Here is a 21,195-nt window from a genome sequence, read left to right on the forward strand (position 1 = left end):
ATTTAGGCTGTATTAATCGTAAGGACTAAAATCTCGCAACTTAGTGTCGACCCGATAAGAAATGGCACCTATCTCAATATCACGGTTAACAAAAAGAGCGTAGCTGACGCCATTGGGAAATTGTCGCACCAAAGTACTTGTGCCCCACAATGTGCCGTTTGTGTAGCTATCAAACATTTCCCCGGGCTGCAGTGGCTCGCCACCTGGAAGTTCATACGCTTGAGCGAACAGTGCCATCGCACCAGCTGTGGAAACGGATTGCCCAACGGCAACCCAATTTTTAGATTCAAGACCTTCGTCAACGCAAAGCGCTTCTTCACCAATTGTAAAAATGCTTGGACACATTTGGTCTGAAATATAATGGGGTTCACGCGGGTCACGATCTATAGGCTTAGACTCGGCAGCATCAAAGTCCAAATCGGAAACCCCCAATGGCGCCATGATTGCTGTTTGCACATACTGAACGTATGTTGTCTGAGAGGCCTGCTCAATAATCATTCCCAGAAGTAGATAACCAAAATTGGAATAGCGAGCGATGCTGGCGTCAGGTTCGCCCGGCGTAAAATCAAGCGGCCGCCGCATTATAAAGCGGACTATATCTTCTCGCGTTGGCGGACCCGAAAGCCCAAGGGCGTCTCTTATTTCAGCTTCCTGAGTAACTACGCTCCCCGACTCCAGGTACCATCCGCCGGCATGTTCAATCAATTGCAGAATCGTAATATCCTTTGCCCTGGGATCACTCTCCGGCGGCAACAACTCGTTAGACAACCAGCAAGGAGAGTTAATGCCGGTGCAAAAAACGTGATCAGAGAGCGCTAAAACTCCGGATTTTTCTAATTCGTGCATCGCGGCGGCTGTAACGGGTTTAACACTACTTGCAGTACGCATTAGAGCGTCCTGCCTAAGCCTTATTGTTCTTTCCGCATCTTGAAATCCGAAGGCATTTTCATACAGTATTTCGCCATCCTTGGCGACGGCCAAAAGCATAGCGGACGCACCACTACTCTGCATCATTTGCCCCATGGCTCCATCCATATCGAAACTTAAACTCCTTCTCTGAACATCTGAAGTAGAGTCTCCAACGTCTGGGCCTGAGCTGTTAGACTCGTTGCTGCCTCCGCAAGACAATAGGAAACTTGTCAATAACGAGAGTAATAAAATCCTGTATTTTTTCATTATATATTCCTTGTGAAAACACAAATCAATATTTCTCTATTTCGGACATCCAGACTCTTCTCGGTGATCATGCCTTGTATCTTAACCCCTGCTTAGCTCAACACGCTCAACGCTGGGGTGAGATGAAACCTATGACACAACATTCATTATTCTCACTTCGCCGAGCGTTGGATGTCCCACCTGAACGAGAAAAATCGGGACAAAATCTTGGACACCCACCAATTTGACAATGCCATACAAGTGAGCCAAAGTAAATTTAGGAACCTCTGATTAACCTCCAGGGGGCATCGCCAGGGGGCATCCAGGGGCATCGGGGTCAGGCCTTACATTTTACATCTCGTCATTCATCGAAGCTCCTCACTGCTCGACTTACCGTTGCATAGCTGACTCCAAACGCATCACCAACCTCAGACAGCGTATAGTGACCACTGCGGTAAGCCTCTGACATGCCCTGCTTTCGGTCTTTGTAACTGTCGACGTAATGCTCTAATGGTTTCGGCGGGCTGAGCTTCTGGGGTTTTGGAATATCAAGCAAGGACTGATTCGGATCCATCTTGGCTTGTGTATCTTCAATAAACTCATCTGACCCAAGGTACACCTGATTCTTCAACGCCTCCCAAGGAGAGGGCTGATTTTTCCCCTCTTGTACGAAACGCTTATACCCCTCAACGGCCACTTTTCGACGTCGCCCAAAGTTTCCCAGAATCCAATCTGTGGTTAACGCTGTTGGCGGCTCTTTTTGACCAACTGTAGCGCGGTAACTGCTCCAGGGCCATTCTCTTGCCGAGCGCACCATCCGTGCCCGAACAGGGTTTAAGACAATGTACCTGGACAGCTCCAGCAAATAGGCGTCTTTTTCAACCAAAATGGCCTTATATCTTCCCTGAAACACGTGCCCCACACGTTGATGCCGCCGGTTGAAAGCGGAGGTATACGTACCATTGAGGTATTTCATTCCCTTCGACAAAGACGGCGCCTGAGTCTCTATCAGCAAGTGGTAATGATTCGACATCAGACAATAAGCATGGCAATACCACTGAAATCGCTCGCAGGCGACACCCAGAAGTCGCAAGAAGTCCTCAAAATCACCATCGCTTAAGAATATGTCCTGACGCGCGTTGCCACGAGAAGTCACATGGTACAAAGCGCCGGAAAACTCAATACGTAGAGGGCGAGCCATAAAGTCACCAAATTAATCAGAACACCCCTTCCAACCTAGCACACTTCACCAGCGTGTCAAATGTAAGGCCTGACCCCTTTAGTTGTTGGCTCGAACAGGCCGGGTTTGCCATTGATACGCCGGTCAGTGTTCGGGTGATGGAGGGCTGTCTGGTGTTGATCGCCGCTGGTGACAAGGCGGGTTGAAGGCACAAAGCCCAACCGGGTTACCGGCTGGGCTTTAAATCACTACGTCGCCATTTTCCGCAGCCATCTAATTTGTGTATAAACTTTTGTAATTTCGACAACAATAACAGCACTTAAAAGAACTATACATAGCGCTGGAACAAACTGCTTTAGCGACACAACAAAAAATGCAGTTGGGGGAATAATTAGGAAAAACCTGAAAGGCGCCTGCGCTAGAGATAAATACACGCCCGCTTTCATTTTAAACAGCATAAGTATTGCCGATACGATCACTGAAGCCTTCATCAAATGTCCAACAACCGTCAGGGTAACGGGATAAGCGGCTCCAAAAGACTTAGCAGCATCCAAATCGGTAACAAAATTCGTGTAATATGGAATATTGCCATGATAAATAGCGAGTCCAACCGCCCATACCACGTACACTAGATCGAGCGCACCCCAAAATATTATTGTTCGATCTAAATTAAGCTTCATGGCAGAACATCCCAGGTTGGAGACGGAACTGGTGGCGTCCAATGCCAAGAGTTTCCTTCTACTGCCCATGGGTCAGGGTGATTCCCAAACGTCTGTTCAATTGTTCGAGTGTCTCCCTCCATAGGATCATCTGGCATACAATAATCTCTCTGATTCTGCGGATCACTCGGGTGATCAACCCAAGTTTGGGTCACATCCCTTGTAGCCCCTTCAAAATTATATGCATTCATGACAGTGCCTTCATCAAGGCTGGAAAGCCTGTCGGCGATGCCAATAGCCCAATTTTTGACTCCGTGATGATCTACACCTGTAGTCACCCAAACAAGTCCTAGTGGATCTACATATTTCAGAGGGTTCCCCCCCACGTAAGCGTAAGTATTCATGCCTCCGGCTAACCCAATCGGATCACTCTGAAGATACCGCCCGGTCTCCGGATCGTAGTCCCTAAAGTAGTTATAATACAACCCAGTCTCCCCATCAAAATACTGCCCCGGGAAACGGAATGGCTGCTCAACTATACTCACGGTTTCCGTCAACTCGCCAAAGGGCGTGTAATCGGCCTGCCATACCACGGTGCCAGAGGCATTGGTCAGGGCCTTGGGCGTGCCTAGATGATCATTGTGGTAATAGTAAGTCGTCTGCGTTGGGCTTTGTTGTAATAACGCCAAACGCTCGCCGTTTACGTAAACGTATTCGCGCTCTACTGTGCCAGCACCATTCGCCTCAACAATAATATTGCCCATTAAGTCGTAGACGAAATGAGTCGTGTTGCCGCCAGCGGTTTTAACCACGCGCTCGCCTTTACCATTGTGTTGGTATTGAGCGATTACAGCGCTGTTGCGCTCGACCTGAGCCAAGCGGTTGCGAACGTTGTAGGTAAAGGTATCAGTACCGCGCGCAACAATATTACCCACAGCATCGTAGGTTATAGACTCGGCGTTGGCACCGGTAATGCCGGTTAAGAGGTTACTGTCCGGATCGTAGGCGTAAGTGTCGCTGGCGGCACTGACAGTTTCGGTTTTGCTTAAACGGTTACCGACGGGATCGTAGCCGTAATCGAAATCACCGTATAGGCCGGTGGCATCGGTTAGACGATCCAACGCATCGTAATCAAAACTCTGCGAGCGGCTGGTGTCGAGCAGGTTATCCCATTGAATAATGTTGCCCACGGGGTCGTAGCCGTAGCTAAAGTCAATTATTGGCGTGGTTTGCACATCGGTTAAACGGTAGTCCAAGTCAAAGTCGCGACTCACCACTAAGCCATTGCCCAACGTCCAGCCGGTAGAGGGGCCAAAAGGTAAGTAGCCAATACCTGTCGCTAAGTTGCCTGTAGTGCCACCTGACGTAAGAATGACGTCACTCACATTACCGATAGCGCTAAAGCTGTAGTTCACCACATTACCAGAAGGGTACGCCACACTCTCTAATTGGTTGTCGGCGTTATAGCTGTAACCCACAGTGTATGTGTGACCACCAGTCACTTGTGTTTGACTGGTGACATTGCCCCAGGCATCGTAACCATAAGTGGTGTAACCGGTGGCATCATCAATACGGGTTAAGCGACCAATACCGTTGGTACCTTGATCGTAGGTGTAGGTAACATCCAGCGACGAGTCGCTGGGGTAACGTACCTGCGTTAAACGATTCAGCGCATCGTAGCTGTACTCGGTGCGCACTCCACGGGCATCCACCTGCGCCGTGCGGTTACCGGCCTCGTCGTATTCGTAGGTAGTGACACCGGTATCCGGGCTGGTGAGCTGCGTGACTTCACCAAAGCCGTTGTAGGTGTAGCTGGTGGTGTGGTTGTTGGGGTCGGTTACACCCGTCAGCTGCCCGTCTTCATCGTGAGAAAAACTGGTGGTTTGGGTAAGTCCATCCACCATGCTGCTTACTTGATTCAGTGCATCGTACTCGCGAGTGGTTACTCGGTTTAACGCATCGGTGGACTGTGTAAGATTTCCCAACGCATCGTATGCATACGAAGTCTCGGCGACGTCTTCTCCAGAAATCGATTTTAATAGTCGATTGAGTTTATTGTACTCATAGGTTTGACTGAATAAGATATCACCCTGTGAGTTTTTGAACTCGGTTTTGGTTACATTGCTGTAATCGTCGAGCGTATAAATCGTTTCGTTGCCTGCGCTATCGGTAACGCGCGTTAGGCGATGAGCCGAATCATATTCAAACGTACTGACCTTGCCACTGGGGTAAGTAATGGACGTTAGCTGGCCCACACCGTCATACCCATAACTTGTTACTCTTGAACTGGTTGTACTACTAAGCACTTGCCCGCGATAGTTATAGGTAAAAGACGTTTCTACCAAATTCGCATCGGCAATTTTTTGGGGCCTACCATCGTTGGTGTACTCCAGTACGCGACACTGGTGTCCCAATGCGTTGGTAACTTTATCCAACAGGCCGTTCAGGTCGTACTCGTAAGTAATGGTGTCATTTACATCGGTACGAGACCCATCGTAACTTTGCAAGCGCCCATCACCATCATAACTATAAGTTTCGACGCGAGATAAAGTCGTTGCTTTGTCGGTTGTGGTACGGCTGGTCAACTTGCCGTTTGCGTCATACACAAGGGCAATGAGCTTATCGGCCGTCTCTATTGCTATTGGTAGGCCTAAAGATTCATCCCAAACCGTATCAGTAACTCGCTCTTCCGGCTCGCCAAAAGCCTCCGTGGTTTTAGTTTTAAAGCCATTGGTGTATTCGTATTTAGTGACACCGCCTTCCCAATCGGTTTTCTGAGTCACTTGCCCCATAGCGTTGTACGAGACTTGGGGGTAAGTTTGGAAGTTACAGCCGCTACAGATGTCACCAGAGACACTTTTGATACGAGATTGGCCACCGATTATGTCAAATACCAAATTGGAAGTTTCACCTTTCGTATTTGAAAATTTAGAATTGCCTCTTGACGCTACCGACAGTGTGTACTTATCGACATTGCTCCCATGATATGAGCTGGTAACTTGACCTGAGTAGCTGTTGTAGCTCCACGTACTGTATCTGTCAGCATTTTCATCCACTATGCCGGTCAGATGATTAGGGAGACTAGGCACCTCATAAAGGTATTGGCGAACTTCCCCGTCTGGTTTGCTCACCGTGACTAAATTCCCATTTTCATCATAAGCATACGCGAAATCACCGGCAGGAGTAGAGACACTCGTCAGTGAGCCATTGGTGTAGGCAAACGAAACTTGGTAGCCTGCGCTGTGTTCTATGCGATCTAGCGTTTTTGCATCGCCATCCCCACCAAGAGCCTGGGACAGATCATAGATGTATATTTGGAAATTCCCACTGCCATCTTCTTTTCGATCGAGCCTACCGTCACTGCCATAATAACTTGTACCGGCACCTTTCTTAATGAGATATCCTTGGCCATTTGTCAGCATTCGAGAATTGGGTGTACGCTCACTAACCCATTCGGCTCCTTGCTCAGTAAACCATTTGGTATTACCACCAGCATCGAGCAAATATTTGTTTTTTGGCAAATTTGCACCTTCCCATGGGCCGTTACTGTGCACAACAAGCTTTAGGACCAATTCACCGTTTTTCTCTACCTCACACAACCCTGTACTGGAATTAAATGTCGCTGTGGCGTACCTTAGATCCCCCCCTACCGCGGAGCGAAGAACCTCAATGGCGCCTTTGGTACACGCATCTTCGGGTGTGTAAAACAAACGAGATCTTGTTTTTGAGCGCTTGTTCTCAAAATTGTCTCGATTGCGTTGCTGATCGATACCTTGTGGCATATTCAGCCCCCAACCTACCCCGAAAGGCTGTGGGTTATTAAAGCGAAAGCTCGAGTAATGCCGAGTAACTTCAATTGGAAAGTCTCCGCCTCCGACATAATCAACTTCAACTTGCGTTTTCTCACCGGTAGCCAGTACACAGGGATTTGCCCCAGTATCGCACGATTTATCTGGGTCGCCATCCACATAATACTGCTCATACCAGCCCTCAAAATAAACAAATCCGTTGCTTTTATTACCGTCAATTGCAAACCACCCTCCTTGAACCGCTCGATAGCCGTTATCGTATGCACCTCCGACGCAATGATTTGTGTATCCATGTTCCGCGGCGACCTGATTACATGCAGCCAACGCTATTGCGAGTGTTTTATGATGGGTAATAAACTTCGTGTGCATTGGAGTAATCTGTACCTCGTCATCCAACCAGCCATCCGCCGGATGTGCTAGCGTAACCACTGACCATACAGAAAACAAAAAAAACGAGAGAGATCGCAGTACTGCAGAATATCGAATCACGGAAAAGATCCTTTTAAGTCAATCCATTTTGAAAACGAGAGAAATAAGAAAGGCTAACAAAAAACTGCATGAGTGGCCAGAGCCATTCAGACAGCAAAAAGCAAAAAGCTGGGTCAAATAAAACTTATGTCACAAAATTCAACAACGCCTCGAACGACCTAGCTTCGCAATACTGACCGGCGCCCACCAATTGCTCTACATCATTCTTAAAACGTTTATGGCCCAGCACTAAAGGTTGAGGATACAGCAGAGATAGTATCGCGAGATCGGCCTAAACTCAGCCCCCCCAAAAAACAACCCCACAAGGAATCTGGCACGCTTGGCGCCGGATGTCCCATGCAAAAACCAAACCTCGCAACGAAGCACCCTTCCCCATCGTATCCAGCCGAAGAAGCGTTAATTTTACGGGCGAATTGCACAGGAGGGCATCGGGGTCAGCGGGGCATCGGGGGCAGGCCTTACATTTTACATCTCGGGGCATCGGGGTCAGGCCTGAATGGCACTTACTTAAGACTAAGGGCCCGATCTTTCAAACTGTGCCTGTCCTATATTTTTTATAGATCAGCAAACAAGCACCCCATATTGCTGGCTGAGTTAATGCCGTTTTCTGGCGGAGAACACCAAAATGATCAACCCGATCACCGACCCTTTGATCTGAGTGACTACCTGGAGCTAGTAGACTGGAGCGGTCGGGCCATTCGCAACGATAAGCGCGGCGCGCTCAATCACCGCCAACCAAACATTCTAGAGAGGCTTAGTATTCCTTCCAAAGATTGGCTGGACAACAGCCTCCATATTGAACAGCGTTTTGGCCGGGCCATAGGCCCCACCTCTAAAATCTTTATTCAAATTTATGCATCTTTCATGTTGAGAAGCTCTCCATAACCCATTCTTCTTATAGCTTCCTGAATACTTTCCCCGTCACTCATCTGCGCCTCAACATCTAAACCTGCGTTAATTAAAAGCTCCGCAACATCGATTCGTTGATACATAAGCGCCAAAAGTATCAATGGCTGTCCGCTTTCTCCCATCACCACGTTTGGATTGGCACCTAAAGCCAATAATTGCTCTACAGCATCTACTTCTCTGCTCCTGAATACAGAATAAATCAGTGCCGTTGCACCTTCGTTGTCGGCAACATCCACACTAAAGCCGGAGTTGATAAGCTTCTCTAAGATAGGTATCGACTTAGCATCAGAAGCCAATTCAAAGATCAGCTTTGGCCCCACAGGAAAAAATGTCTGCGCCTGAACCAAAGACATTTTGACCTCGTTTTCATCAGTAGCATTGGCCCACTTTGAATAAAATGCAACGCCAACAAACTCGGCTATTTCCTGAGAATTCCGGCAATTAGAATTTTTTGCCAACATTGCATGATGCAAAACCGTATCGAGATCATCGAAATGCTCCTGCCTAAACTTCGCATAACGATAATTGAGGCAATCATTTTCACTGTATTGAGAAAGACGCTCACGAAACAATCTGTCGGCTTCTGCCATATCACCTAACTCGACATGAATACCCAGCGCAAGCATATAGGCATTTTCTCTCGCCTGGTAATATCTATTGTACGGCCGCCCCCGATCAATTATTTTTTCAAACATCTTCAAGGCAGCATCGTATTCGCCCTGCATCTTTAACATCTCCCCCCAGTTCACCCACAACCACGGATTATCAGTTCCTAGATTATTAGCTTTTTCAAACGCTCCTATAGCCAAATTAAACCGTCCTTGATGAGTGTACACAAAACCAAGCAGTACATATGAATTTGCATAATTCGGATCAATAGATAAACCTTGCTTCAGAGCCTGCTCGGCTATTCGGTAACCTTCCTCTCCGCCTCGAGTTTTCATTTGATAGCGAGCGACCTCGACATAAATAGGAGCGAAGGATGAATCTCTAGCCACTACCGCATCAATATATTTTTTTGCCTCTGCTAGGCTTCCAACCGTGCCAAAGTTAATTTCATCAACAGCCTTTACATATAACTGTCGCACGTTCATTTCTTGTATAGATGACGCATACTGAGGTTTTGATATTCGCTTCCAGACTACAGGATGATAATGATCTTTGGTGGCTAATATTTGGTTTGTATCTGGATCATACATATCTATACGAACACTTTTCGTTATATGGTATGTGTAGTCTTTTAGACGATTCACGCTCGGCTTTACCTGTCCAGCACCTCGTTGAATTAACGAGGATGCGTAAAATTCCTCCGGGGCAACCTCATCCTCTCGCAACAATGCCATACGTAAAGCCACACGACGCTTATCACCTACATATCGATAGCGGACATTTGCCGAAAGACTATTCGGATAAACATCGGTTTGATCTACAATCACGATTTCCAGTATTTCATTGTCACCCTCTAGCATCTCATTAACGGATTGCTCGACGAATACATCATGGCTGCTTGTTGCGCTTAAAAACCGAAATACAATTGCGCCAAATACTGCCAAACCTAACAACACCAATAATTTTACATTTTTCATATACTGAGAATCCCTATCCAACTCGAAAATCTATTAGCTCACCCATATCAACAACTAACTGGATCAGCACCTCATCGATCATCGAATCAATTCGCCATATCATCACTCCGGAAACAGTTTACATACTCTCCAGCCAGAGTTCCTAGCTCCATTACAAAAAACAAAAAAGGCCACACCAAAGTGCAGCCTTTTTCTAGACGGATTCTATTTGCCAACCTCTAGAACGGTTTCCCTTACTTTACTGAACAAAAAAATGTGTAAAGTTTTCTTTTAAACCAATCCTGGCAAGGCTTAAACTATAACTTGAAAGCATTTATTCAAACATATGTAACGTTTTATGTAAACTTTTAGTTAAAATAATGCGAAATGTAAGCGCCAAACCAACCACCCACTACCCGACCCAATCCTAGGCCAGCAACCTCCCAGCTTTAACCAATGGGAGGTTCTGTGCTCCTCCAGCGTATCAGATGTCGCTATTATTTCGCGAATACTCTCTAATGAATCGCTTTTTAATCATCCTTTCTCTTTAAAAGGGTAACTCTTGCCGAAAACGAAAGTTAATCCATACCACGCTCTACCAAAGCGGCCGACTGAACATCATAACTATAGTTAGCCAAGGTACCTGCTCTAATTTTATCGACGACCTCATCTATTATAAAAATAGGTACCAAAAACCACTCTCGCGGCGTGACCGGATTGCCAAAACGGTCTTTAATTTTAATGTCTAACCTTGCCTCTTCAAAAAATCTATGTAGCAGCTTCTCTAACTTGGTACGGTTAATATTCGCTAAATTATATGTCGCCACCACATCCACATCCGACAATAGATAGGTAGCATCTTGTTTGGCGTTAGCAATGCGTTTTTCTACCTTACCCCCGGTAACCCCAATTTTATGGATTAAATCGCGACGTTCAGTAATAACGGGCAAGTCTGATTTACTACGCAGCACATAAATAGTGCCACTAGCTTGATCATCATCGGCAACCACATCATCGAATAATGGGCCCGCCGACAACTCTATAATACGTCGTCCGGCCTCGTCTTTGTCTAATGCACGCTGTAAAGAGCGTAACAACAGGTCACTTTCTGTGCTGTTATCGTAAACAACCCTCAGCCGATAATCATTGCCATCAAAACCATATGTGCGCTCGTCGCTCACCTCGGCTACATAAACCTTTTGTCCTTGCAATATAAACCAGTCACCCTGGTTGACCTTGGCATTCTTGGACAGCAACTTTGCCTCGCGCAAGCCAGACTCCAAGTCCGATTGAACCGCATCAAATAACGGTTTAAAAGCCTCAAAATCGGCACAGGGAGTGCGGTTTGCTATTTCTTCGGCGGCCCTGACTTCAGCCCTTGGTTTAACGTGCTTTAAAAAAGTTACGTCCCCCTCCTTGGGGGTATCTACACCTAGATCGGCCAGTATCTCATCATCACTTTTATAATCAGCTGGTGGCTGGGCAATACCATCTGCGAGCAGGTTTTGGTGGTCAAGTTCAACCACTAACTGTCGGCACTCCTCTTGCTTTCGTATGCAATCTAGCCGAGCGGCGTAAAGGCGCTCAAAAATATTGTTTTCTTCGCCGTGCTGGGGTGCCCGGCCATGCTCGTCAACAAAGCGCTGGATCTCTTCAAACCCGGCAATAATACGCTCTTCTCTAGGCGTTCTTACCGCCTTTTTTACCGGCTGAGTATCAACGCCCAGCTCGGCAAGCAGGTCTTCATTAGACTTTTTTCCTGTCGAATCACCCATTGTTTTGCTCCGCTACTTTACGCTGCAAAAAGGCAATACCCTCTGCCATACGCTTCTCCCACGGGTCGGCAGCTGTTAATTCTGGTAGCCTGCCACGGTCGTTTTTAAACTTAACGGCGCGGGTGGCTAACTCGCGAGCCTCTTCTTCCGTGAGAGAGATTTTTTTACCCGCAATTGCGGCAGCCACTTGCTTTAAGCTCTCTTCCGTCATAGCTTTGGCCAAAATGGCGTAGGCCTCGCTAAAGGGGTTAATTTTATCGATCAAATCAACATCAAGCTCGGTTACATTCATGGCGTACTTGCGCACACCGTCCACAAATGCCCGACTGCTGCCGCTTTCCTCTGGGCCGACTGAGCCGCCACCTCCTGTATCTGTGCCCTCCTCTTTGCCCTTTTGGGTAAGGTTTAAAGCCGCAATCGCGTGCTGGCGAACAGCCTCTTGGTCTTGATCGTCTAGCTCTGGGTATTTGTCTTTAACAATTTTACCCATGCGTACTTGGGTTAGCTCCTCGGGGACGGTTTCAGTATCAAACAGGCCACGCTCCAAGGCGTTTTTGTCTTGCACAAAGGCGGTAATCACCTCGTTTAAATCCTCTTGGCAAATGCGTTTTGCATCTTTCCCTTTGGGCTCGGCCAAACCGCTAATCTCTATCTGAAACTGACCCGTAGACTCGTTAAACCCCACATTGGTACCGTTAGGGTTATAGCCTTCTTCGCCATAGTCATAGCCCTCAACCGGGCCTGATCCTTTTCGCTTAGGGGTAAAGTTAAACTTAGGGGCTAACACTTGCTCCATCAGCAAGCTGGCGGCTATCGCCTTTAACGTGTCGTTGACTGCATCAGTGACGGCGCCTTCCTCGGCATCGGGCTCGGCAATCAGATTGGTAAAGCGGGCGTGGGTTTTACCCTCGGCATCACGGGTGGCACGGCCGATAATCTGGATGATCTCCGTTAGGCTAGAGCGATAGCCTACGGTTAAAGCGTGTTCACACCAAACCCAGTCGAAACCCTCTTTGGCCATACCCAATGCAATAATAATATCCACATAATCACGGTTGGTTTTCGCCTCGGGCTGCCGTAGCGCGGAAGACACTTTTTCTCGCTTGGCAGCGTCATCCTCGACTAAATCGGCAATTTTAATGACCTTTCCGCCTGTTATCTCCACCAAGTGGAAACCGGTATCTGGGTCAGTGCCGCGCCAGTCGCCCAGCGAGTCGATGATATGCTCAACCTCTTTAATTTTGTCTTTAGTGCTCTCGCGGGAGTTTACATTGGGGATGTGGATAATGGTTTTCTCGGTGGGTTTTAACACCTTAAGAATATCATCGGCGTAAGAGCCAGAATAAAAGTAATAACCAATATCTAGGGTTTTTAAGTACTCGTAGCCGTTTAACTGCTCGTAGTAGGTGTAAGTGACCGTTTCAAAGTTGGCTTCGTCCTCAGGTGCCAACACGGCCACCGCGTCGCCCCTAAAGTAAGAGCCGGTCATAGCAACGATATGCACTTTATCGCGGGCGACAAACGCCCCTAAGTGGTAGCCCAGTTTATTGTCGGGGTTGGCGCTAACGTGATGGAACTCATCCACCGCGATTAAGCAATCATCAAAGGCTGCCACGCCACACTGATCTACCGCAAAGCGAAAGGTCGCGTGGGTGCAAACCAGTACTCGGTCGTCGCTGCCTAAAAATGCCTTTACCGACTTGACCTTTCCGCCCTCTTCGCCCGGTGCATTGCACAGGTTCCATTTAGGCTCTACCAGCCAATCCCAATAAAAACCATGCTCGATTAAGCTCTCATTATTGAAGCTAGCCCCAATGGATTTTTCGGGTACTACCACCAAAGCCTTTTTAATGCCTTGGTTATGCAGTTTATCGAGGGCAATAAACATTAGAGCCCGGCTTTTACCCGAGGCGGGCGGCGATTTAATCAGAAGGTACTGCTCACCGCGCTTTTCATAGGCACGCTCTTGCATCACGCGCATACCCAGCTCGTTGGATTTTTTCGAGCTACCGTTTCGAGCATAAGAGACTGATACCGAAGGTACCGCTGTAGAATCATTAGTCTTCATATTCATATCCTTTTAACTATCGTCTCGGTCCTTGTTAAATGCGTTCTCAAACCATCTTGGCACTTCAAACTGCTCAGAAGAGAAAATATTCTCCGGAACACTTCGCCAAAACTCTAAAATAGCCTGGGAGAATTCCCTTAACTGATCAACACTCAGTCTAAGGTCCGTATACCCCAGGAATTGCCCTTCCCAGCCTGTTACCTCATAAAAGCGGTCTGGCACATATTCTGAGTAACTCGTCTTGAGTTCATCAAAAGAAGGGCCTGCGCCATGTTTATATACATTTACGACCAGCCTACAAGCATCCAACTTTCGGTAGAAATTACACCCTTTCACCCCCCAATCAAGCCCCTGGAAAAGTTCAATTAGTTCGGGTAGCGATTGTGCCCAAATCCTTTTTTTAACAGCCTCCCCTCTGTGCCAACGACTAATTTCCGAATCCATCCAGTCACGAAGCTGCTTTTCCCACTCATGATACATACCTGCTGCGACACTCAGTATGGTACGGTTCTCCATGTCCTTTAGGAGTTGATAGTACTCAATTGCCTCCTCATTGGCTCTTTCATAGAAATCAGCAGGATCATGGATGTCGGGGTTAAATTGACAGCTTTTTTCCTCTAGCCATGCATTCGCAGCTCGGTCGGCATCCTCTTCGATGTGGTCAAACTGAGACAACAGTCGCGCTTCAGCTTGCTCCACATAGAACTGGTGCTCGCGAATCAACGATTCCCGAAAGGATCCCCACATCTGAAACAAGACCATTTCAGTCACGTTTCTCCCCCAGAAGAGCTTCTGGCGAGATTCGTCATTTTTGTGTACAACTCAAATAACTTCTCCAAACGCTCGGTGTCGTTTTTAAAGCGGCGGCCGATGTAAATACGCTCTAATACTTCATCGTTTCGTTCGTGAGCCTGACGTAAGTTGTCGGGCATTTTTTCTGGATTGTATAAATCGGCGATAGTGGCTGGAAAGTGGGACTCTCGGGCCAAAAGGATTTCTTCGGCACGCCGCGTCAAATCCTGTTTATTTTTTTCGGTTAGCTTTGGCACAGGAAACGTATTCCAGCCCAATGTGTTAGAATACGAAAAGTCCGTTCTCATTCTCACGCAAACCGCTCCAATCCAAACCCAATGCAACTTAGACAGTACGAGGGATAAATTCCATAATGGCTTATCATAAATAGCATAGTTTCTGTCGGTAATTATTGAATCAGATCCAATTAATCCAGCAGGTAAAAACTCTCTATTCTCTGAGCTAACACGCGGTATTATTATTGCGGCTTCACTAGGAACATTCATCTCCCGAAATTGATGCGGTCTTCTAGCCATAGGAGCCATACCAGAATCAACACTAGAGTCTCGAAAACTCTTCACATGAGAAATTCGCTTCCGAATATTAATATTTTCTATTGCTTTATCCTTTTCCTCATCGGACAACCAAAGGCAAAACCGTAACTTTCCTTGAATATACTCCGTTGATCCTAGTGCTTTTTTTATCCATTTTTTCTTTTGGTCTGGGGACAACCCTAATTCTTCAAGCTCTCCGGCTGAAAGAAGCAATCCACCATCATCCTTAGGGACATTCCCTAGAGTCATTTTAGAAAGACTTGAAATAGATTTGCTAGAAGGTTTAATAATAATATCTCTTCCCTCAATTAGATAGGGAGAGATATTCTCAACATTTTTTACTTGAGATTCCTCATAAATAAACTTCGGACCTTTCAATCCCCTCGAACGAAAACCTATAACTACGCATGTGACACCAGCTTTATTGGAAGCCAAGTTAGACCATTTAAACGATTGGACCGCGAAGAATATTTCAACACTATCAATAACCAATCCCCAAAACCTAGGAACATGCTGACCTTGCACTACTGAATTAGTAGATACGAAAGCACCTGATCCATCGACACAAGAGAAGAACTTAAAAGCCTTATAAAAGAAACCACATATATAATCCAAAGATTTCCAGCTCTTTGTCAAACCCGAGAATATGATTTCTATATCAGACTTTTGATTTTTATTTTGCTTTTTGTCGCCTATGTATGGTGGATTTCCACAAATATACGTCTCTCCACCCTCGTTCTCAAAATCTATCTGAACTTGATTAAGCGGCGTTTCAAAGAGATCATCACTAGTAAGCTTCACACCAGTACCTGTAGGTGGGCATACCGACAACCAATCTAACCGCAGCGCGTTACCGCAAGTAATCCAGTTTTGAGAGTCCAGTGGTAAAAATTCTGCTAGCGCATCTTGCTGGCCACGGTAGAGCACATCGCATTGGTATTCGGCAATAATCAGCGCCAAACGCGCCACCTCGGCGGGAAAGTCGCGTAACTCAATACCACGAAAGTTGGTTAGCGGTATATCGGTCGCGCGGGTTGCCTCTTGGCGGCGCTGGTTTATCTCGGCTTCTATCTCGCGCATTTGTTTATAGGCAATCACCAAAAAATTTCCCGAGCCGCAGGCTGGGTCAAAAACGCGGATATTGGCCATGCGCTTACGCAGGTTTAACAGCTTACGGGGATTGTCACCCGCTTGCTCCAGCTGCTCGCGCAAGTCATCTAAAAACAGTGGGTTTAGCACTTTAAGTATGTTGGGAACGCTGGTGTAGTGCATACCCAGCGATCCGCGCTCATCATCGTCGGCAACGGCCTGAATCATCGAGCCGAAAATATCGGGGTTGATTTGCTTCCAATCCAGCGAGCCCACATGCAGCAAATAACTGCGGGCAATTTTGGTTAAATGAGGAGCGTCGGTGCTGCCAGAAAACAGCCCGCCGTTCACATAGGGAAAACCATCGGCCCAACTACGAATACCAGCATCTTTACGGTCACTTAGCTTAGTGTTCATAGCCCGAAATATCTCACCAATTACCTCGTGGGTATTGGAGGAGTCTCGCGCACTCATTTGCTCGATGGTGGCGGTAAATAAATTGTTGCCATTAAAAATATCAGTGTCTTCAGCAAAAAAGCAAAAAATCAGCCGCGCCATAAAGTGGTTCATATCATGGCGGCGCTCGGCTGTGCCCCATTCGGGGTTGTGGCGCAACAGCTCCACATACAGACGGTTTAAACGGCTGGTGGCACGAATATCAAACGAGCTTTCGCGAATTTGCTTAACAGTGCTAATGCCAGCCAACGGCAAGAAAAAGCCAAAGTGATTAGGAAAGTCTTGATAATCGCAAACCACTGTCTCGCCCGTGGCCAGGTCTTCGGCCTCTAGGGTAGCGCCGTCGGTAGCGAGTACAAACTTGGCTTTGGCTTTGGCAGTAGCTGGGCTGGCTTTCAGCGCCGTTAATGTATTGGTTACTTCACCTTCAGCACATACCGCAATATGGATGTTGTTGCGCTGTAAAACGGCGCCTTCGATATCCGAGCCGTTAGACGAGCCGCTTTTGAGCCGTTTTATGGTGGTGGCTTTATTGCCAAACGCCTCCAAGTAAGCGTAGGGGAAGTTGGCCGCATCAAAGGGTTGCTGGGCCAGCTCGGTAATGGCCTCTTCAATTTCTACCGCATTCACTGTGGTGCTCCATTATTTTTGCTTTTTTGTTGCTCAATCCACGCCTCTACATCCTGGCACTTAAAACGCCAGCTACCACCAACCTTAAAGCCCGGCAGCTTACCCTCAGCGGCCAATCGGTAGGCGGTTTTTTCGGCCAGCTTTAAGTAATCAGCCACTTCTTTTAAGGTTAAAATTTGATCAGACATTACGATAACTCCCCCAGAGTATTGGGAGAATATGGGAAAATTGAGGAATCAGCAATAGCTGCCAACTATGCTGATTTTGGTTACTTCAAATCAAGCTGGGGCTACTACAAGCAAAAGACGTTCTAGCGATTAGGGCAACTGATGATGAGATCGAGCCCTTCGTGAGGATCAGCACCAATAGCTTGGCAGTAGGCAACGAACTCAAGAATCTCTATTTTGCGACGATCCTGTTCAAGCTTACCAATGACAGAGTGATGTCGACCTAGAATCGTCGCCACCGCCCTCAGGGACAAACCACTCTCCTCTCGCTTTTGCCTCATCCAGGCGCGAAGTAAGTCGTATTGAGGTGAATAAGAGGAAGTCTTCATTGTCTCGATGATAGAGACAAGGTAGAATGTCGCGAAATTCGAGACACTCAATGACATCACTAGCATCATGCACTTAAAACCTGAGCTTCTTAACGTCCTTACCGACCTAGAGTCGAGCCCCTTCACAGTCGCGGAGCTAACGCGGTTTTATCTTGAGCACCCCAAAAGCCTTCATCAGCGGCAAAAACCCGCACGACAGTTCATATACCGGAATTTAGTAAGGATGGAGAAAAAAGGTCTTCTGGAGAAATTACCCAACGATGCTGGATGGCCCAAGTATCGCCTGACCCAAAAATTCGCGGTACTTCATATCTCGACACCGACTAAGAAGGCCGTCAAAGAATCGGGGATAGAGGTGACATCAACGCCTTCATTTTCTCGCACATCTCAGTCAACGCAGCTTGGTGTGCTGCGGGAGCGTCTCAGCCAACATCGCTCAGAAATGCTGTGTGCCATGGGAGAAACCGAAGAGTACGAAGCACTCTGTAAAGACTTGCCAGGGTTCAACGACCAGGCAAAAAACCTATATGCCGATGCGCGTGAACGCAGCGCGTTGCTACTCGGCCGAATAAAAGCATTGGAAACTCTGATGTCCTCTCTTGTTGACGAAGGCCCCACATGAGGCTCAGGCAATGGCAAAGTGAAGCCGTGGCTCGTTGCTTGTCTACCTTTCAAAGCGGAGTGCAGCATTTTCTATGTTTAGCCACGCCTGGCGCGGGTAAAACCATCATGGCCTCAACGGTTGCAAAACGGCTTTTCAACTCAGACAAAATCGATTTAGTGCTCTGCTTTTCGCCATCGGTAGCCGTTTCGGATTCATTCAGAACCACATTGGAGTCCATTGTTGGTGCCCGACTTGATGGACGGTTGGGAGCTAAAGGACTCGTTTTAACCTATCAATCCATGATCAACCTCGATCCAGCATTCTGGTCGATCTTGCTAAACCACCGCACATTGGTAATTTTTGATGAAATACACCATTGCGCAGGCGATTATTTGGGTAACGGCAACGCCTGGGGCCAGAGCATCATCCAGCACCTTCAAGGTAACACGACCTACAGCCTAGCGTTGACTGGTACACCCTGGCGATCTGACCGATTCCCGATATCGCTAGCCTCCTACTGCCGTGATGGAAAGGTATTCTGTGACTACATCTATGGTCTAGCCGACGCAATTAAAGATGGGGTTTGTCGACAGCCTAATATCACGGCCATCGACAACGACCGCATTACCCTAAGCCACCACAGCGATGAAGACGCTTATGGGTCGTTTGGTGAACTACTACAGTCTTCAAACTGCAGTTACCAACAACTTATTGAAAATACTGTGCTCATTCGTCACTTGCTCGAACGGAGCCAGATGAAGCTCAAAGAGTGCCGTAAAGAATCTGCAGACGCTGCAGGCCTAATTGTGGCTGCGACAGTGGAGCATGCGCTTGTTATCGCTGATATTTTAGAAAGTGTATGTCACGAGTATCCGACAGTTGTCACGTATAAACATGACGACCCTCAAGCTCAAATTCAGCGGTTTCGGGATTCGGATAGCCAGTGGGTTGTTTCAGTCGGCATGATCAGCGAAGGGACAGACATTCCCCGCCTGCAAGTGTGTTGCTACTTAACAAAAGTTAAAACCGAACTTTATTATCGGCAGGTTTTGGGTCGAATCTTGAGAAAAAACAAAAATACTCATGAGCATGCGCATTTGATAATGCCTGCAGAACCAACGCTACTGGAGTTTGCCCATCGTGTGGCTATAGACGTTCCGTCAGAAAATACCGTATCGATTGAAAATCTTAGGCAGAGTCTTGACATAAGCACACAGGATGCGAAGGATCTTTCGCCCGAACTGGAAGAATCGAAGAATCTGATCGGTTTACATCTAGCCAGCGACGAGAATTCTGATCTTGAACAGAGAGAAGCTATCTCAAACATACCTGAAGCTCTCACTAAAAATCCTTCCTTAACTAGCTTGGCAGACGCTTACGACGCAAACCTTGGACTATTCGGCCGCTTTAGGAATCGTATAATCAAACTCTCAATCAGTATTTGATTTTCGAGGATTAAGGTGAGAAGGTCTGACTTTACTCAGACAAATCCTATATTAAAAATGTTAAATTAATTCAAGTATGCTCCCGAAATTCTGCAAGACTTCTTGTTACATCCTTTTCTGAATCTCATTTAATATACTACTCAGCTCAGTATCTGTTTCGGGATATGGATGTTCGAATTTGGAAATTTCTACCCAGCTTGCCTCTTGGCCCGGATGAACATATAGATGCATATCATCAACTAACAATGCTTCATCTACAGCAACGTCAGGAATAAAACTCAGATTTTTAGTTTTACCATGCCAGTTTATATACTCGATGGTTTCAAACCAATCCGGAGCACAGCTTTCGGAAACCAGTAGTTTCGCAACCGCCCTAAAAACCTCTTCTCTTACCGTTGTAAAAATTACCACTCGGGAGCACATAGACTTACATTTATTCAAGAAGTCTAATAGACCAGGACGTGGAAACTGGCTCACAGCATTAGAAATCAGAGTTCCTTCTAAATCCAATGCAATTACTTTAATCATACATACTCATATATACTGCGAATGTAGCGCCGTGCTAAGCTGGCCGAGCCGAGAGTGTAGCACAGCGCGTACAATGGCGAAGCCATACGCTGTGCGAAACGTAGGTGAAGGTCCGGCCTGAGCACCTTGTATGTTCAGCCCCGTTTTTCGATAAGAAAAGCAACCGCTGGTAACCACAGAAATATACAAGCTAGCAATACTCTTTGATACATACCAGATGGCAGACCAAACTTACTAGACAGAATAAAGATAAGTGGCAGGGCCACAACAAGCACTTTTATAGGTTTATTCGCCCGCAGCTTCGGAATAGCCGCCCAAAAACAAACAACAGAGACAACATATGGAGCAGGCGTTGCGAAAGCGAGAATATAATGACCAGTATATTCGGTACCCCAAATTGGCTTCATATCCATTGGCAGAGCTAAGCCTGCAAACATAATCCCGAAAAGTATTAAGCATAATAGACCTGCCGTTACCTGCTTAGCTGACGCGCTCGATAGTGAAAGCAAACGGAATGTCGATATCAGTATTCCAGGTAGGAACAACCCGAATAAATTCATCAGTACTGTATTTTCAGCTGAAAATGCACCGAGCTTACTTACTGCCATATTAACGTGGGAATAACCCGGCTCTAGATGACCGAAGAATATTACCGAAAAAGCAAAAAATAGGGCCGGCGTTACGCTTAATAACCTAAGCCAACTGGGCTTAATACGCGAAACCTCCAAAGAACATAACACCGCACTCTGCGGCAAATTTGGAGCGCAGCGGTAAATTTGTCCGACAGCAGCGCCTTGATACTTATGATGACCTCCTCCTCTAGATTCCGGAGGAACCTTCTAAACTTAGAGTGCGAAAAAAAGTTAATCAAGAAGGAGATCATCTCATGAGATTTTATACCAAATCCCACAAATATTTTTGCGGAATCGATT

17 protein-coding genes are annotated in these 21,195 nt (G+C 46.8%); 4 read left to right on the top strand and 13 right to left on the bottom strand.

Annotated elements, in window-relative coordinates:
• Positions 1-12: 12 nt before the first annotated feature.
• Both QWI17_RS03570 and QWI17_RS03575 read right to left on the bottom strand, forming a co-directional pair.
• The gene (locus QWI17_RS03570) at positions 13-1,176 is read right to left on the bottom strand and encodes a serine hydrolase domain-containing protein (RefSeq protein WP_302721133.1); all 1,164 of its coding nucleotides are present in this window, start codon (positions 1,174-1,176) and stop codon (positions 13-15) included.
• A 340-nt stretch (positions 1,177-1,516) separates the two neighbouring features.
• Entirely contained in the window at positions 1,517-2,356 is an 840-nt protein-coding gene (locus tag QWI17_RS03575; RefSeq protein ID WP_302721134.1) for a transposase, read from the bottom strand.
• A 53-nt stretch (positions 2,357-2,409) separates the two neighbouring features.
• On the opposite strand from QWI17_RS03575, the gene QWI17_RS03580 reads away from it, so the two are divergent.
• Positions 2,410-2,541 carry a SymE family type I addiction module toxin gene (locus QWI17_RS03580; protein WP_302721135.1) on the top strand — a complete coding sequence of 44 codons (132 nt, stop codon included), beginning with the start codon at positions 2,410-2,412 and terminating at the stop codon, positions 2,539-2,541.
• A gap of 42 nt (positions 2,542-2,583) precedes the next feature.
• Here QWI17_RS03580 and QWI17_RS03585 read toward each other — a convergent pair whose 3' ends face one another.
• Positions 2,584-3,015, bottom strand: coding sequence for a hypothetical protein (locus QWI17_RS03585; protein WP_302721136.1), 432 nt, complete (start codon positions 3,013-3,015; stop codon positions 2,584-2,586).
• Complete coding sequence (locus QWI17_RS03590; protein WP_302721137.1) at positions 3,012-7,292, bottom strand: RHS repeat-associated core domain-containing protein; 4,281 nt, start codon at positions 7,290-7,292, stop codon at positions 3,012-3,014. Before QWI17_RS03590 ends, QWI17_RS03585 begins: the two co-directional genes overlap by 4 nt.
• Before the next feature lie 597 nt (positions 7,293-7,889).
• Here QWI17_RS03590 and QWI17_RS03595 point away from each other — a divergent pair.
• Positions 7,890-8,177 carry a hypothetical protein gene (locus QWI17_RS03595; RefSeq protein WP_302721138.1) on the top strand — a complete coding sequence of 96 codons (288 nt, stop codon included), beginning with the start codon at positions 7,890-7,892 and terminating at the stop codon, positions 8,175-8,177.
• Here the strand turns inward: QWI17_RS03595 and QWI17_RS03600 are convergent.
• The 7 genes from QWI17_RS03600 to QWI17_RS03630 all read right to left on the bottom strand — a co-directional run bounded on the left by QWI17_RS03600 (position 8,144) and on the right by QWI17_RS03630 (position 17,686).
• Positions 8,144-9,787, bottom strand: a complete 1,644-nt coding sequence (locus QWI17_RS03600) for an ankyrin repeat domain-containing protein (RefSeq protein ID WP_302721139.1) — start codon at positions 9,785-9,787, stop codon at positions 8,144-8,146. The two genes, QWI17_RS03595 and QWI17_RS03600, sit on opposite strands and share 34 nt — an antisense overlap.
• A 557-nt stretch (positions 9,788-10,344) precedes the next feature.
• The gene (locus QWI17_RS03605) at positions 10,345-11,541 is read right to left on the bottom strand and encodes a GIY-YIG nuclease family protein (RefSeq protein ID WP_302721140.1); all 1,197 of its coding nucleotides are present in this window, start codon (positions 11,539-11,541) and stop codon (positions 10,345-10,347) included.
• Positions 11,534-13,609, bottom strand: coding sequence for a DEAD/DEAH box helicase (locus tag QWI17_RS03610; RefSeq protein ID WP_302721141.1), 2,076 nt, complete (start codon positions 13,607-13,609; stop codon positions 11,534-11,536). The genes QWI17_RS03605 and QWI17_RS03610 overlap by 8 nt, the downstream gene beginning before the upstream one ends.
• Before the next feature lie 12 nt (positions 13,610-13,621).
• Positions 13,622-14,380, bottom strand: coding sequence for a hypothetical protein (locus QWI17_RS03615; RefSeq protein WP_302721142.1), 759 nt, complete (start codon positions 14,378-14,380; stop codon positions 13,622-13,624).
• Positions 14,377-17,130, bottom strand: coding sequence for a class I SAM-dependent DNA methyltransferase (locus tag QWI17_RS03620; protein ID WP_319835129.1), 2,754 nt, complete (start codon positions 17,128-17,130; stop codon positions 14,377-14,379). Before QWI17_RS03620 ends, QWI17_RS03615 begins: the two co-directional genes overlap by 4 nt.
• The gene (mads1, locus tag QWI17_RS03625; protein WP_302721144.1) at positions 17,127-17,318 is read right to left on the bottom strand and encodes a methylation-associated defense system helix-turn-helix domain-containing protein MAD1; all 192 of its coding nucleotides are present in this window, start codon (positions 17,316-17,318) and stop codon (positions 17,127-17,129) included. The genes QWI17_RS03620 and mads1 overlap by 4 nt, the downstream gene beginning before the upstream one ends.
• A gap of 122 nt (positions 17,319-17,440) precedes the next feature.
• Positions 17,441-17,686 (bottom strand): helix-turn-helix domain-containing protein, encoded by a 246-nt coding sequence (locus QWI17_RS03630; RefSeq protein ID WP_368045323.1) that lies wholly within the window; start codon positions 17,684-17,686, stop codon positions 17,441-17,443.
• 67 nt (positions 17,687-17,753) lie between these two features.
• On the opposite strand from QWI17_RS03630, the gene QWI17_RS03635 reads away from it, so the two are divergent.
• Positions 17,754-18,308 (top strand): VspR family transcription factor, encoded by a 555-nt coding sequence (locus tag QWI17_RS03635; RefSeq protein WP_502553138.1) that lies wholly within the window; start codon positions 17,754-17,756, stop codon positions 18,306-18,308.
• Positions 18,305-19,735 (top strand): DEAD/DEAH box helicase, encoded by a 1,431-nt coding sequence (locus QWI17_RS03640; RefSeq protein ID WP_302721146.1) that lies wholly within the window; start codon positions 18,305-18,307, stop codon positions 19,733-19,735. Before QWI17_RS03635 ends, QWI17_RS03640 begins: the two co-directional genes overlap by 4 nt.
• A gap of 105 nt (positions 19,736-19,840) precedes the next feature.
• Here QWI17_RS03640 and QWI17_RS03645 read toward each other — a convergent pair whose 3' ends face one another.
• Complete coding sequence (locus tag QWI17_RS03645; RefSeq protein WP_302721147.1) at positions 19,841-20,263, bottom strand: NIF family HAD-type phosphatase; 423 nt, start codon at positions 20,261-20,263, stop codon at positions 19,841-19,843.
• A 134-nt stretch (positions 20,264-20,397) separates the two neighbouring features.
• Positions 20,398-21,003 (bottom strand): DUF998 domain-containing protein, encoded by a 606-nt coding sequence (locus QWI17_RS03650; protein WP_302721148.1) that lies wholly within the window; start codon positions 21,001-21,003, stop codon positions 20,398-20,400.
• Between the last annotated feature and the right edge of the window lie 192 nt (positions 21,004-21,195).

This window comes from Gilvimarinus gilvus (genome assembly GCF_030518155.1).
GTDB classification, from domain to species: domain Bacteria; phylum Pseudomonadota; class Gammaproteobacteria; order Pseudomonadales; family Cellvibrionaceae; genus Gilvimarinus; species Gilvimarinus gilvus.

Coding starts and splice junctions, on each gene's coding strand:
- QWI17_RS03570 (WP_302721133.1), bottom strand. CDS start 1,176: ATGAAAAAATACAGGATTTTATTACTCTCGTTATTGACAAGTTTCCTA.
- QWI17_RS03575 (WP_302721134.1), bottom strand. CDS start 2,356: ATGGCTCGCCCTCTACGTATTGAGTTTTCCGGCGCTTTGTACCATGTG.
- QWI17_RS03585 (WP_302721136.1), bottom strand. CDS start 3,015: ATGAAGCTTAATTTAGATCGAACAATAATATTTTGGGGTGCGCTCGAT.
- QWI17_RS03595 (WP_302721138.1), top strand. CDS start 7,890: ATGCCGTTTTCTGGCGGAGAACACCAAAATGATCAACCCGATCACCGA.
- QWI17_RS03600 (WP_302721139.1), bottom strand. CDS start 9,787: ATGAAAAATGTAAAATTATTGGTGTTGTTAGGTTTGGCAGTATTTGGC.
- QWI17_RS03605 (WP_302721140.1), bottom strand. CDS start 11,541: ATGGGTGATTCGACAGGAAAAAAGTCTAATGAAGACCTGCTTGCCGAG.
- QWI17_RS03610 (WP_302721141.1), bottom strand. CDS start 13,609: ATGAAGACTAATGATTCTACAGCGGTACCTTCGGTATCAGTCTCTTAT.
- mads1 (WP_302721144.1), bottom strand. CDS start 17,318: ATGTCTGATCAAATTTTAACCTTAAAAGAAGTGGCTGATTACTTAAAG.
- QWI17_RS03630 (WP_368045323.1), bottom strand. CDS start 17,686: ATGAAGACTTCCTCTTATTCACCTCAATACGACTTACTTCGCGCCTGG.
- QWI17_RS03635 (WP_502553138.1), top strand. CDS start 17,754: ATGCACTTAAAACCTGAGCTTCTTAACGTCCTTACCGACCTAGAGTCG.
- QWI17_RS03640 (WP_302721146.1), top strand. CDS start 18,305: ATGAGGCTCAGGCAATGGCAAAGTGAAGCCGTGGCTCGTTGCTTGTCT.
- QWI17_RS03645 (WP_302721147.1), bottom strand. CDS start 20,263: ATGATTAAAGTAATTGCATTGGATTTAGAAGGAACTCTGATTTCTAAT.